Consider the following 13,129-nt stretch of genomic DNA (forward strand, 5'->3'; position numbering starts at 1 on the left):
CCCGCCTCTGTACAAGAGAGCGGGGCTTTTTCGATTCAGGCAGCGAGCGGTTCAGCCTCGCTGTGAGTCATCAGAAGCGGTAGGTTGCGCCAACACCAAAACCGTTCGCCGAGTTTTCATACTTGGCGTTGTAGCTCTGGCCACGGTCGTTGGTGTTGTTGACCGTCACCGCCTCTTCGCGCAGGTACGAGTACGCGACGTCGATGGTCAGGTCGTCGGTCGGGCTCCAGCCGGCGCCCAGGCTGAAAATCTTGCGATCGCCAGTCGGGATGCGTGGGGAACGGTCGACGTTGTTGGTCGGCGCCTGGTCGAAGGACAGACCGGTACGCAGGACCCATTGCTTGTTCAGCTGGTAGGACGCGCCGATGGCGTGAGCCCAGGTGTCGTGCCAGTTCTGTTCTTCGGTGATGGAGCCGAATTGACCGTTCAGAATGGTCGGAACACCTTTGTTTTCCACGGTGATTTCTTTCAGGCGGCTCCAGCGAGTCCAGGTGCTGCCTGCGTACAGGGTCCACTTGTCATCAAGCTGGTGAGTGACCGAGAAATCCACCGATTCAGGCGTGGTCAGGTCCAGCGAAGCGTCGTACTTCTGGCTCGGGTTCTGGCCCAGCAGGCCCAGTACGCCGTAGTTGACCTTGGTGTTGCCTTCGAGCTTGTACTTCACTTTCGAGTGATAGGTCAGGCCAGCACGTGTGCTGTCGGTCAACTGAGCCAGGATCCCGATGTTGTAGCCCAGCGCGGTATCGTCGCCCTTGATTTTGACTTCGCCATCCGGAGCGGCCTGGGTAGCCGAGATGTTCGACTCCAGCTTGCCGTCGATACGGTTGATGGTCGGGCCGAAACCGATCGACACCTTGTCGTTGAAGGCGTAGCTCACGGTGGGTTGCAGGGTCACGACTTTAACGTCGCTGGTGCTGCCGAAGTAACGGCCGGCGAAGCCGTGCTCGTAGTCGGTCACCAGGCCGAACGGTGCGTATACGCCTACACCGACTGCCCATTGATCATCGATAGGCTTGACGTAGTAGCCCATCGGCACGGCGATGAACGGCACCATGTCGCCGTGGTTGCTGCCGCTGTTCGGGCTGGAACTGGCTTTGCTGATATCGGTGTGTGCGTCGAGCATTGCAGCGCCGCCGGTGACTTGTTCGCGCTTGATGCGGGACATGCCGGCAGGGTTGCCAAAAATGGTGCTTGCGTCATCGGCAGAGGAAGATCGCCCAGCAAAACCTGTACCCATCCCGCTAATACTTTGTTCGTTGATGGCGAAGCCACTTGCGAAGAGCTGGGTGGATGCCAAGGTAACGGCGAGGCTAAGGGTGGTTTTGAGCATGACTTTTTTCATTATTAGAACTCCTGGTGATCACCGGGGCGAAAATTACCAACATTTTCGTCCCAGCGCTATAGCCTGTATGGGTTGAGTTAGAGCGGTTTTGTAGGACAATCAGACCAGATTCGCGTCCTGTTGCGAGATCTTGTGAAACGGGGAGGTCAGCAAGCGACTTGATTCATCGATGAAACACAAGTTTGCCAGGCGCAGGTGAAATCGCGCAGGCGTCCCTGAGGCTGGAAGGTCTGGCGCCAGATTCGGGCCATGCCCAGCAAATCATCGGGATCGGGGAGGGGAGTGTTTTGCTCTTCTACCAACAGCCAGGCGATGGCGGTGGCGTAACGCAGGTTAACGGTCAATTCCAGATGCGGGCTGCTTAAAAAGGCGTGCTGGCTGGCCAGGCCACGCACCAGGCTCGCTCGCTCAGGGTCGAGGGCCAGATAGTGATCCCACAACGCCCGATGACGGGGCTCGGCAATTCGATACAGGCCATGTCCACGGCGGTCATGCAGGGCGGAGCCAAGGGCTGACTGGCTGGCGGCGATGCCCAGCAACAGGGATTCGGCAGTTGCGCTATGGCGCCCGAGGTAAATCAAGGTCGGGCGGATCACATAACGGCACAGTTCGCTGGCAGCGATACCCATAAAGCCCTCGAAACATGAAATGGGCGGCGATACCTGAAGGGGCTTGGCAGCAGTGAATCGAATCAGGCTCGCCGGAAGCGGATCAAGCCGCTTGAGTTGAAGTGTAGTGTCATATTCGCGCCGTAAAGGACTGTTTTTAAAATATTTCCGGCAGCCAGTTATAACCGTTATATCGGTTAGTGCTTAAGCGTTGAGCGGGGAATGAGAAATATCGGGCAATAAAAAGCCCTGCTTTTTGAGCAGGGCTTTTGAGGTTTTCAGTCTTTCTGGCGTCTCAGGCAACCAGTGCCTGGCGAGTACGATCGATCACGGCCTGCAGCGGTTCAGCGCTGGAGTATTGATCGGGGTACAGGCGTTCGCTGTGACGGGCGATGCCGTGTTCGTTGACCAGAGTGAAGCTGAAGCAGCCTTTGCGAGCGGCCATGATCAGGCAGTTCATTGGGGCAAAAGCGTTAGTTAGGGTGCGAATGGCATCCTGAGTGTGGATTTGAGTAGACATTATTAGGTGTTCCTACAAGCGACACGGATAAGAACCGTGCAAAATTAAAACGTTCCAGTGACGACGACCACCATTGGTCGAACGAAGAACCCGACTGGAACAAAGCAGCCAGTTTGAAGCGCTGATAATTGGCGCGCTTGGGCTGGCAGGTAGGTACTTAGGAGGGCAGGCAACACATCAAGGGCAAAGGTTCGGGGCCCGGGGTGAAGATCCTGATCAATTTGCAGGCTGGTTCGGTCAGAGTAAGTGAGCTTCGCAACACCCTTTGCATTCATTTCAAAGGCAGTGTTGACACAAGGTTTACCTGGAAACCATCGAGGTGGTCGATCCCGCTTTGTCGGTGGAGGCTTCTCTCTACGGGAAGGCTGACCGGGGGGATTTGTTCGACCAGAATTGACTTTCAGCTTGGTACTAACGCCGCGGATACTAACGGATTGAATTTGAGAAAGGAAGTGTGTTAGCAAAAAAGATTGTTGGCGCGGCCATTCAGTCACTTCCGGGGGCGTGATTATAGGCTGAAAACAACGAGGTTGCCCCGCAATGGCCCAGGCCTTTGCCGTCGGTCGCCTCGCTGCCAAGGCTTATCCCCAGGCCTTGGCTGCAAAACGCGCCGAAAAAGCGCATTGATATAACCGTCGTAAAGGTACTTGTGCACATAAGTTGCGCAGCCTGTCACGCCACTGTCACCTTGGCTTCAATCGCAGTGGGTGCCTGTAATGAAAATTTAAGTCAATGAAAAACATCGCTTTTTTTTACTGGTGAAAAAATCGTCAGTTTGACTGCGAGCCCCATTCCACAGGGCTTTGCGAGAGTTCAAGGGCGGTTGTCCACTGAGTTATCCACAGCTTCTGTGGATTGTCCCAAGCGCTTGCTCTAGGACGGGCGTGCCGGGTTTTTTTCGACTTTACCTGTAAGAAAAAAAGAGTAGAGTGGCGCGCCTTCCGATCTGCCCTACAGTGCTTTATGAAGTTTCGCTCAGTATCAACCGCTGTTACCGCAACGCCCCCGACTGTTACCCCACCCAAGCGCTTTTCCATGCGTGTGGCCGAGTGGCTACTGGACAGCCCGCGCCTGGGCGATAACCACAACGTCAAACATTTTGCCGGACGTTTGCTCAAGCAACCGGCCCGCGAAGGCGTGGTGGCCGCGCAAAGTCGTCTGGGACAGTTGATGTGCCGCGAATGTGGCAACGCCCGGGATCGGCGCATCGGCCACGACCTGCTGCGCCAGGCCGCCCGCGCCGGTGACCGCCGCGCCCAGCAGGAACTGGGGCTGATCGAAGACTGAGCTGTCCAAGACCTGACGCCTTGGTTAACCTTCAGGCTTTATCTCATCGGCAGGAGTCGCTATGGCTATGGACTTGACCAGCATATTGCTCGGTCTGGCGGGCGCAGCAGTGCCATTGTTGGCGCTGGCCTTGCACATCCAGCGCCGCGCGAGTGCAGGGCAGGCCGGCATCGCACTGCTGGAAGAGCGACTGGCCATGGCCCAATTGGCCCAGGACGGCCTGAATGCCCAGCTCGATGCGTGCCGCGACGAAATCGGTGACCTGAGCCAGGCCAACTCCACCAAGCAAGCTGATCTTGCCGCGCTGCGCCGTGAAGTCGAGCTGCTGCAAATCGAACGCGACGACGCCCGCGATGCGGCCCACGCCTGGAATATCGAACGCGCCGGCAAAGAGGCTGAGTTGCGTCGCCTGGACGCGCAGACCGCTTCCCTCAACGCGGAGCTGCGCGAACAGCAGGAAAGCCATCAGCAACGTCTCAACGACCTTCAGGGCTCACGGGATGAATTGCGGGCGCAGTTCGCCGAGCTGGCGGGCAAGATCTTCGACGAGCGCGAGCAGCGTTTCGCCGAAACCAGTCAGCAGCGCCTCGGACAGTTGCTTGATCCGCTGAAAGAGCGCATCCAGTCGTTCGAAAAACGCGTTGAAGAAAGCTATCAAGCCGAAGCCCGTGAACGCTTTTCCCTGGCCAAGGAACTGGAGCGCCTGCAACAGCTCAACCTGCGTCTGAGCGACGAAGCCACCAACCTGACCCGTGCCTTGAAAGGCCAGAAAACCCAAGGCAACTGGGGCGAGCTGATTCTCGAACGCGTGCTTGAACACGCCGGCCTGGAGAAGGGCCGCGAGTACCAGACTCAAGTCACCCTCAAAGGCCCGGACGGCGAGCGTTTCCAGCCGGACGTGATCATTTATCTGCCCGGCGACAAGCAAGTGGTGGTCGACTCCAAGGTCAGCCTCACGGCTTATCAGCAATACGTCGCTGCCGACGACGATGCCATCGGCCAAATCGCGATCAAGCAGCACGTGCTGTCCCTGCGCAATCACGTCAAAGGCCTGTCCGGCAAGGATTACAAGCGCCTCGACGGTCTGCACAGCCTGGATTTCGTTCTGTTGTTTGTGCCGATCGAAGCGGCATTTTCCGCGGCGTTGCAGGCCGAGCCGACGCTGTTCCAGGAAGCATTCGACCGCAACATCGTGATCGTCAGCCCGACTACGTTGCTCGCGACGTTGCGGGTTATCGACAGCCTGTGGAAACAGGAACGCCAGACCCAGAACGCCCGGGAAATCGCCGAGCGGGCGGGGTGGCTGTACGACAAGTTTGTGTTGTTTATTCAGGACCTGGACGAAGTCGGCAATCGCTTGCAGCAACTGGATAAAGCCTACAGCTCGGCGCGCAACAAACTGACAGAAGGGCGCGGCAACCTGGTCAGCCGCAGCGAGCAACTGAAGCTGTTGGGCGCGCGAGCGAGCAAGAGCCTGCCGGCGGATTTGCTCGAACGGGCGATGACCGATGTGGATGGATTGGCCGAGTTGCCGGAATAAAGATCAAAAGATCGCAGCCTTCGGCAGCTCCTACGGGGGTACACAAAAACCTGTAGGAGCTGCCGAAGGCTGCGATCTTTTGACGTTTGCTTTTATAAGGGCAAATGCCGACTCAACAACGCCCTTAACGCCGCCGGTTTCACCGGTTTCGCCAGATAATCCAGCCCCGCCGCATGCACCTGCGCCACTGTCTCCGGTCGCCCATCCGCACTGATGACCACCCCTGGCACGGGCTCACCCAAACGGGTACGCAGCCACGCCATCAACTCGGTGCCGGTCTCACCGTCATCCAGGTGATAGTCCACCAACGCCAACTGCGGACGCATCCCGTCACTGAGCAACGCAGCACATTCCTCACGATTGCGCGCAGTCCAGACCTGGCAACCCCAGCGCGTCAACAGGCTGTTCATGCCAATCAAAATGCTGTCTTCGTTATCGATGCACAGCACCTGCGCGCCGCTCGGCAATTTGCCATTGAGTTCGACCACGTTGCTCGGCGCCATTGTCTGCGCCCGGGCCAATGGCACGCTGACGCTGAATACGCTGCCGTGTCCCGGCCAGGAGCGCACGCGCAAGGTGTGGCCCAACACCCGACACAAGCCGTCGGCAATCGCCAGGCCCAGACCCAGGCCTTTCTCGGCGCGGGTCTGGTGGCTGTCGAGGCGTTTGAATTCTTCGAAAATCACTTGCTGCTTGTCTTCCGGAATCCCCGGCCCACGGTCCCAGACCTCCAGGCTCAGTTCACCCTTGCGCCGGCGAACGCCCAGCAGTACCGGGCCTTTGGCATAACGGAAGGCGTTGGTGAGGAAGTTTTGCAGGATCCGTCGCAGCAACTTGATGTCGCTGTCGATGCGCAACGTGCTGCCGCGCAGACGGAATTTCAGCCCTTGTTCCTGCGCCTGCGCCTTGAACTCGGCGCCGAGGATATCGAACAACTCATTGAGCACGAACGGCTTGGGATCGGGGTTGATCTTGCCGTTTTCCAGGCGGGAAATGTCCAGCAAATCACTGATCAAGTCCTCGGCCGAGCGCAACGAACTGTCCAGGTGATGGATCAGTTTCTGCGCTTCGCTGGACAAGCCGTCGTCCTGATGGGTCAGGGCGGCGGAGAACAGGCGCGCGGCATTCAGCGGTTGCATCAAGTCATGGCTGACCGCCGCCAGGAAACGTGTTTTCGACTGGTTGGCCGACTCGGCGGTGCCTTTGGCTTCGGTCAGGGCGACGTTGAGTTGCGAGAGTTCGTGAGTCCGCGCGGTCACCCGTTGTTCCAGGCCTTCGTTGGCCTCGGTCAGTGCCTGCTCGGCCTCGCGGAACGCGGTGATGTCGGTGAAACTCATGACGAAACCGCCGCCGGGCATCGGGTTGCCGATCAGCTCGATCACACGGCCATTGGGGAAAAGTCGCTCGGAGGTGTGGGCACGACCCTGACGCATCCAGTGCAGGCGTCGGGCGACATGCACTTCCGCTTCACCGGGGCCGCACAGCCCGCGCTCGGCGTTGTAGCGAATGATGTCGGCAATCGGTCGGCCAACGCTGATCAAGCCGTCCGGGTAGTTGAACAACTCCAGATAACGCCGGTTCCAGGCCACCAGTTTCAGCGATTGGTCGACCACGCTGATGCCTTGGGTGATGTTCTCGATCGCGCCTTGCAGCAGCGCGCGGTTGAACTGCAACACTTCCGACGCCTCGTCGGCGATGCGGACTACGTCCTCCAGCTGCATTTCCCGACCTTCGATCGCAGCTTTTACTACCGCGCGGGTCGAAGAAGCGCCGAGGACACCGGCCAGCAAGCGTTCGGTATGAGCGATCCATTCCCCGTCGGCGTTCTGGTTCGGGTTGAAGCCTTTGCCCTGGCGATAGGCGAAGCGGATAAAGCTCTGGCGCGCACGTTCTTCACCGACAAACCGCGCGGCGAGTTGCAGCAAATCGTCGATCTGCACCGCCAGCATGGAGCGGGCGCTGGGTCGGGCACTGATTTCCTGACCAATGAATCGCCCCGCCTGCCAATGCTCGGACACCCGCGTGCGCGACAGCACCGAGACCCAGGCGAACAGCGTGAAGTTGCCCGCCAATGACAGCACCACGCCTTGGGTCAACGGGGTGATCGGCAGGTTCAGCGGGTTGCTGTGCAGCCACGCCAGTCCGGGGAAACTGTTCAGCGACCAGCCGAGGCTGTGGGCGGCAATCGGCAGGATCAAGGTGTAGAACCACAGGAATGTCCCGGCGGCGAGGCCGGCAAAAACACCGCGACGGTTTGCCTGTTTCCAGTACAACGCGCCGAGCATGGCCGGGGCCAATTGAGTTACGGCGGCGAAAGCAATCTGGCCGATGGTCGCCAGGCTCGCGGTCGAGCCGAGCAGGCGATAGCTGACGTACGCCAGCAGCAAAATCACCACGATGGTGACCCTGCGCACCGAAAGCATCCATTGGCGGAACACTTCGAATGGCCGCTCGGCGTTATTGCGGCGCAGCAACCACGGCAGCAACATGTCGTTGGAGACCATGGTCGACAGCGCCACGCTGGCCACGATCACCATGCCGGTGGCCGCCGAAGCGCCACCGATAAATGCGAGCAATGCCAGCGCCGGGTGGGCCTGGGCCAGCGGCAGGCTGATCACGAAGGAGTCCGGCAGTACCGAACTCGGCAGCAACATCTGACCGGCGAGGGCGATCGGGACTACAAACAATGCCGCCAATGCCAGGTAGGCCGGAAACACCCACTTGGCCAGACGCAAATCCTGGGGCTCGATGTTCTCCACCACCGTGACGTGGAACTGCCGGGGCAGGCAGATAATCGCCATCATCGCGACGCCGGTCTGCACCACCATCGACGGCCAGTTGATGGTTTCTTTCCAGTATTCCTCCAGGCGCGGGGCGAGCATGGCCTGGTCGAACAAGTCGTCGAAACCGTCGTACAAGCCGTAGGTCACGAACGCGCCGACCGCCAGAAAAGCGAACAGCTTGACCAGCGACTCAAAGGCAATCGCCAGCACCATGCCGCGGTGGTGTTCGGTGGCGTCGAGGTTGCGCGTGCCGAACACGATGGTGAACAGCGCCAATACCAGCGAGACAATCAACGCCGTGTCCTGGGCGCGGGTGCCCATAGCGTCGGCCCCGGCGCCGATCAACAGGTTCACGCCGAGGACGATGCCTTTGAGCTGCAAGGCGATGTAGGGCAACACGCCGACCAGGCAGATCAGCGCCACCACCACCGCCAGCGATTGCGATTTGCCGTAGCGCGCGGCGATAAAGTCAGCGATGGAGGTGATGTTCTCCTGCTTGCTGATCATCACCATTTTTTGCAAAACCCACGGCGCGCACACCAGCAGCAGGATCGGCCCGAGGTAGATCGGCAGGAATGACCAGAGCTGTTCGGCGGCCTGGCCCACGGCACCGAAGAAGGTCCAACTGGTGCAATACACGGCCAGCGACAGGCTGTAGACCCAGGCACGCACACGCGGCGGCAACGGCGCGCTGCGACGGTCACCGTAGAAGGCGATGGCGAACATGATGGCCATATAGGCCAGGGCAACGGCGGCGATCAGCCCGCTGGACAGCGACATGGAAACTCCAGACAAAAGACACCGGGGTTCAGGCCCGGACAGACAGTCTCGCACGATGGCACGGGTTCGTCAGTGTCGACCAAGGTCGTGGCGTGGCGGGGTGTCGCAGGGGGGCAGGGCTTCGGATCTTGGGTGTTTGGGCGGGCCTCTTCGCGAGCAGGCTCACTCCCACATTTGATCGCATTCCAATGTGGGAGCGAGCCTGCTCGCGAATGGGGGTATTACTGACTCAACGCAATCTCAATCAACCGATGCAATTCCTCAACCTCCAGCGGCGCCGCCGAGAACAGCACGCGAAACACCGTCGGTGCCGAGATCAGGTTGATCAGGCGATCAACGCTCGGCAGTGGTTGATCCGGATATCGATCCAGAATGGTCTGCAATTGCCCGCCGATGATCGCCACGCAAAAGCCCGGCGTAGAGCTGCACTGTATGTCGCGCAACAGGTTGCGACCCAGTTCTGAACTCATCTCATCCAGATACTGCTCGCCCCACGCGCGCAGGTCGCCGCGCAGGCTGCCGGTGTTGGCCGGCTCGCTGTCGGGGCGCATGCGGGCGAGGGCGACGTCGGCCAGCAACACCGACAAATCGCCCCAGCGCCGATAAATCGTCGACGGCGTCACCCCCGCGCGCGCGGCGATTTGCGGCACGGTCACGGACGCGCGGTCCTGCTCTTCGAGGAGCGCGCGGACCGCCGAATGAATCGACTCTTGCACTCGGGCGCTTCTGCCGCCCGGGCGTAAACCTTCTTTAATAGCCATGGATCGGACCTTAACACAAAGAATTTGCTTTAAGCGCTGGTCAGTAGCACACTCCGCAAAAGCAAAAACTTAGCTTTTGCGGAGTGTGCCCATGTCTCATCCAGCATCAAATCGTTCCAGCCTGTGGTTTCTGGCGATCACTTTACTCAGTTTTCTCGCCGCTTCCACGGCGCCGACGCCGTTGTACCACCTGTATCAGGATCAACTGCAGTTTTCCGCCGCGACCCTGACCCTGATCTTCGGCGTGTACGCCCTCAGCTTGCTGGTGGCGCTGCTGACCGTCGGTTCACTCTCGGATTTCCTCGGGCGAAAACCGGTGATCTTCACCGCGACAGTGCTGAACATTTTGGCGATGTTGCTGTTTATCAATGCCGACAGCGTCACCTGGCTGATCAGCGCCCGGGTCCTTCAGGGGTTTGCGACAGGCATGGCCACCGCCGTGTTGAGCGCTGCGTTGCTGGATACTCACCGCCAGCACGGGCCGTTGATCAGCAGTGTCGCGCCGTTGCTGGGTATGGCCGTCGGGGCGATGGGTTGCGGCTTGTTGGCCGAATTTGCGCCGCTGCCATTACAGCTGACCTTTTGGGTGCTGCTTGCGTTGTTTGCGATGCAGGCGTTGTACGTCTGGCGCCTGCCGGAAACTGTCAGTCCGCAGCCTGGCGTCTGGGCTTCGCTGCGCCCGACTTTGCATGTGCCGGTGCAGGCGCGGCGCACATTGTGGGCGGTGCTGCCGATCAACACGGCGGTGTGGGCGCTGGGTGGTTTCTTCGCGTCTTTGGCGCCGTCGCTGGTGCGCACCGCCACCGGTTCGACCTCGAACCTGATTGGCGGATCGACCGTCGCCGCGTTGTCGGTAACCGGTGCGTTAATGATCTACACCCTGCGCAATCGGCCGGCGGACAAGGTCCTGCGCCTGGGCGCCAGTCTGCTGCCGGCAGGCATTGTGCTGATCCTGACGGCGGTTCACATCGCCAGCCTGCCGCTGTTTTTCATTGGTACGCTGGTGGCGGGCTGCGGCTTCGGCGCCGGTTTCCTCGGTGCCGTGCGCAGCCTCGTATCGCTGGCCTTGCCCCATGAACGGGCCGGTTTGATGTCGTCATTTTATGTGCTCAGCTATCTGGCGTTCTGCTTGCCGTCATTGCTGGCCGGAAACCTGACCCGCACCTTTGGATTGATCGCGACCACCGATGGTTATGGCGCGGTATTGATCGTCCTGTCCGTGGGGGCGCTGGCGACATTGATGCGCCAACGATCACTGAAAGTCTGCCAATCATAAAAAACGCGGCGCCCATCAAGGCGCCGCGTTTTTTATGGCACCGATCAAATCTGCGCGAACCCGCCATCCACAAACAGCTCGATCCCGTTGATGAAGCTGCTGTCATCCGAAGCCAGGAACACCGCCGCTTTCCCCACTTCGCCCGGCTCGCCGAGGCGACCGATTGGAACCTGGCTGGTCAGGAAGTCCAGCAGGCCTTGCTGCTGATCCGGCGGCGCAATTCCGGTCAAGCCAGGCGTATGAATCGGGCCGGGGCTGATGACGTTGACGCGAATCTTGCGTGCTTTCAAATCCAGCAACCATGAGCGGGCGAAGTTGCGCACCGCAGCTTTACTGGCGCTGTAGACGCTGAAGTTTTCCGTGCCTTTGGTGGCAGTGGTGGACGCCGTGAGGATCACCGAACCGCCGTCCTTCAACAGGGGCAGGGACTTCTGCACGGTGAACAGCAGGCCTTTGACGTTGACGCCGAAGATCCGGTCGAAGTGTTCTTCGGTGATTGCACCGAGTGGCAGCATGTCGCCGCCGCCGGCGTTGGCGAACACAATATCCAGCGCGCCGGCCTGGTCTTTGATCACGGCAAAGATCCGATCCAGATCGGCCAGGTTCGACACGTCGCCCTGAATCCCGGTGATGTTGTGGCCGATGGAGGCCACCGCCGCATCCAGTTCCGCCTGACGGCGACCGGTGATGAAGACCGTCGCGCCCTGGTCGACGAAGGCTTGAGCCGAGGCCAGGCCGATGCCGGTGGTGCCGCCAGTGATCAATGCGATTTTGCCTTTGAGGGTGCTGCTCATTGTGTGAATCTCCGCTGAGTCATGTAGGAATTGGTCGGCCAGGTTGTGCGCCGTTGAACCCACTCTATGCCTCAAGATTCAGCAGAAAAATCACCAGAATCGGGTTTGTTTGTACATGGTTGTGGACAATACTCAGGGCCTGTTGCCTGAGGTGTTCGTCATGAATCAATTGTTGGCCATGCGCGTGTTTGCCCGCGTCGTGCAGGCGGGGTCGTTTACCAAAGCCGCTGACTCCTTGAGTTTGCCGAAAACCTCCGTCAGCAAATTGGTCGCCGAGTTGGAGGAGCACCTCGGCGTACGGCTGCTGCAGCGCACCACGCGCCGGCTCACCGTCACGGCCGATGGCATGGCTTATTACGAGCGCGCCATGCAGTTGATGGTGGAGCTGGATGATCTGGACAACAGCTTCGCCTGCGCCCAGGGCCAATCCCGGGGCAAGGTTCGCGTGGACGTCGGTGGTTCAGTGGCGACGCTCCTGATCATTCCCGCGCTGCCGGATTTCTATGCGCGTTATCCGAATATCCAGATTGAAATGGGCGTCAGTGATCGGCAGGTCGACTTGATCAGTGAAAACGTCGATTGCGTGATTCGCGGTGGGCCGCTGGATGAGCTTTCCATGGCAGCGCGTCCGTTGGGGACGTCGTCATGGGTCACCTGTGCGACGCCGGGCTATCTCGAACGTTTCGGTACGCCGTCCGACCCGCGCGACCTGGAAAAAAACCATCACATAATCACCTACCACTCGGCCCGCACCGGGCGCGTGATGCCGGCGCGGTTCGAACGCCATGGCGAAAAACTGGAGATCCGCGGCCAGAGGCGATTCAGTGTCAACGAAAGTAATGCGCACCTGGCTGCAGGGCTCGCCGGACTCGGGGTCATTCACACCTTCACCTACAGCGTGCAGGCGCACATCGAGCGCGGCGAGCTGGTGCCGATCCTTGAAGACTGGCGCCCGCCGCGCTATCCGTTTCATGTGCTGTACCCGCCGAACCGCCACCTGAGCAACCGGGTGCGGGTGTTTATTGATTGGCTGGCGCAGTTGTTCGCCGGTTTGAGTTAGCCTTGGCCTCGCCACCCATTCGACGGACCGCCCCATGAAGATCATCCGCAGCAAATCCTTCACTGCCGAGCGTGCCTGGGGCGCGCTGGACATCGCCAACATGAACGGCATCACCACGCGTTTGCACTGGACCGACCAGCCGTATAAATGGCACGTCAATGATGGTCAGGAAGTGTTTGTGGTGCTCGATGGGCAAGTGCAAATGCATTACCGCGAAGAGGGCGTCGAGCAGCAAACCTTGCTCGAAGTCGGCGATATTTTTTATGCATCGGTGGGCACTGCGCATGTGGCGCATCCCGTCGGCGTGGCGCGGATTTTGGTGATCGAATCAGAGGGCAGCGTCTGACCGTATATCTGTAAAACAGATAACAGTTAGAG

Annotated in this window: 11 protein-coding genes; 5 read left to right on the forward strand and 6 right to left on the reverse strand. The window is 59.7% G+C overall.

Features of this window, described 5'->3' with window-relative positions; all coding sequences use genetic code 11:
• Window positions 1–70: 70 nt before the first annotated feature.
• The 3 genes from LOY68_RS08970 to LOY68_RS08980 form a co-directional block, all read right to left on the reverse strand.
• Entirely contained in the window at window positions 71–1,342 is a 1,272-nt protein-coding gene (locus tag LOY68_RS08970; RefSeq protein ID WP_163909133.1) for an OmpP1/FadL family transporter, read from the reverse strand.
• 146 nt (window positions 1,343–1,488) lie between these two features.
• A complete protein-coding gene (locus tag LOY68_RS08975; protein ID WP_054049533.1) occupies window positions 1,489–1,971 on the reverse strand; it encodes a hypothetical protein in 483 nt (160 codons plus the stop codon).
• 274 nt (window positions 1,972–2,245) lie between these two features.
• A complete protein-coding gene (locus LOY68_RS08980; RefSeq protein WP_003214941.1) occupies window positions 2,246–2,470 on the reverse strand; it encodes a hypothetical protein in 225 nt (74 codons plus the stop codon).
• 963 nt (window positions 2,471–3,433) lie between these two features.
• Here LOY68_RS08980 and LOY68_RS08985 point away from each other — a divergent pair.
• Together LOY68_RS08985 and rmuC are read left to right on the forward strand one after the other, a co-directional pair.
• Entirely contained in the window at window positions 3,434–3,757 is a 324-nt protein-coding gene (locus LOY68_RS08985; RefSeq protein WP_265044193.1) for a sel1 repeat family protein, read from the forward strand.
• Window positions 3,758–3,932: 175 nt separating this feature from the next.
• On the forward strand, window positions 3,933–5,297 hold the full coding sequence (gene rmuC / locus LOY68_RS08990; RefSeq protein ID WP_163910401.1) for a DNA recombination protein RmuC: 1,365 nt from the start codon (window positions 3,933–3,935) through the stop codon (window positions 5,295–5,297).
• A gap of 92 nt (window positions 5,298–5,389) precedes the next feature.
• Here rmuC and LOY68_RS08995 read toward each other — a convergent pair whose 3' ends face one another.
• Window positions 5,390–8,860: a PAS domain-containing hybrid sensor histidine kinase/response regulator gene (locus LOY68_RS08995; protein WP_265044194.1), complete on the reverse strand. Its 3,471-nt coding sequence runs from the start codon at window positions 8,858–8,860 to the stop codon at window positions 5,390–5,392.
• Between the two features lie 221 nt (window positions 8,861–9,081).
• Window positions 9,082–9,621 (reverse strand): TetR/AcrR family transcriptional regulator, encoded by a 540-nt coding sequence (locus LOY68_RS09000; RefSeq protein WP_163909135.1) that lies wholly within the window; start codon window positions 9,619–9,621, stop codon window positions 9,082–9,084.
• A gap of 91 nt (window positions 9,622–9,712) precedes the next feature.
• On the opposite strand from LOY68_RS09000, the gene LOY68_RS09005 reads away from it, so the two are divergent.
• Window positions 9,713–10,897, forward strand: coding sequence for an MFS transporter (locus LOY68_RS09005; protein WP_265044196.1), 1,185 nt, complete (start codon window positions 9,713–9,715; stop codon window positions 10,895–10,897).
• Window positions 10,898–10,941: 44 nt separating this feature from the next.
• Here LOY68_RS09005 and LOY68_RS09010 read toward each other — a convergent pair whose 3' ends face one another.
• Window positions 10,942–11,691: an SDR family NAD(P)-dependent oxidoreductase gene (locus tag LOY68_RS09010; protein ID WP_265044198.1), complete on the reverse strand. Its 750-nt coding sequence runs from the start codon at window positions 11,689–11,691 to the stop codon at window positions 10,942–10,944.
• 160 nt (window positions 11,692–11,851) lie between these two features.
• Between LOY68_RS09010 and LOY68_RS09015 the strand changes: the two genes are divergently transcribed.
• On the forward strand, window positions 11,852–12,751 hold the full coding sequence (locus tag LOY68_RS09015; protein WP_163909138.1) for a LysR family transcriptional regulator: 900 nt from the start codon (window positions 11,852–11,854) through the stop codon (window positions 12,749–12,751).
• Window positions 12,752–12,785: 34 nt separating this feature from the next.
• On the forward strand, window positions 12,786–13,097 hold the full coding sequence (locus LOY68_RS09020; protein ID WP_265044199.1) for a cupin domain-containing protein: 312 nt from the start codon (window positions 12,786–12,788) through the stop codon (window positions 13,095–13,097).
• The last annotated feature ends 32 nt before the right edge of the window (window positions 13,098–13,129 follow it).

Origin of the sequence: Pseudomonas sp. B21-053 (genome assembly GCF_026016365.1) — a bacterium.
In the GTDB taxonomy this organism is placed as follows: domain Bacteria; phylum Pseudomonadota; class Gammaproteobacteria; order Pseudomonadales; family Pseudomonadaceae; genus Aquipseudomonas; species Aquipseudomonas nunensis.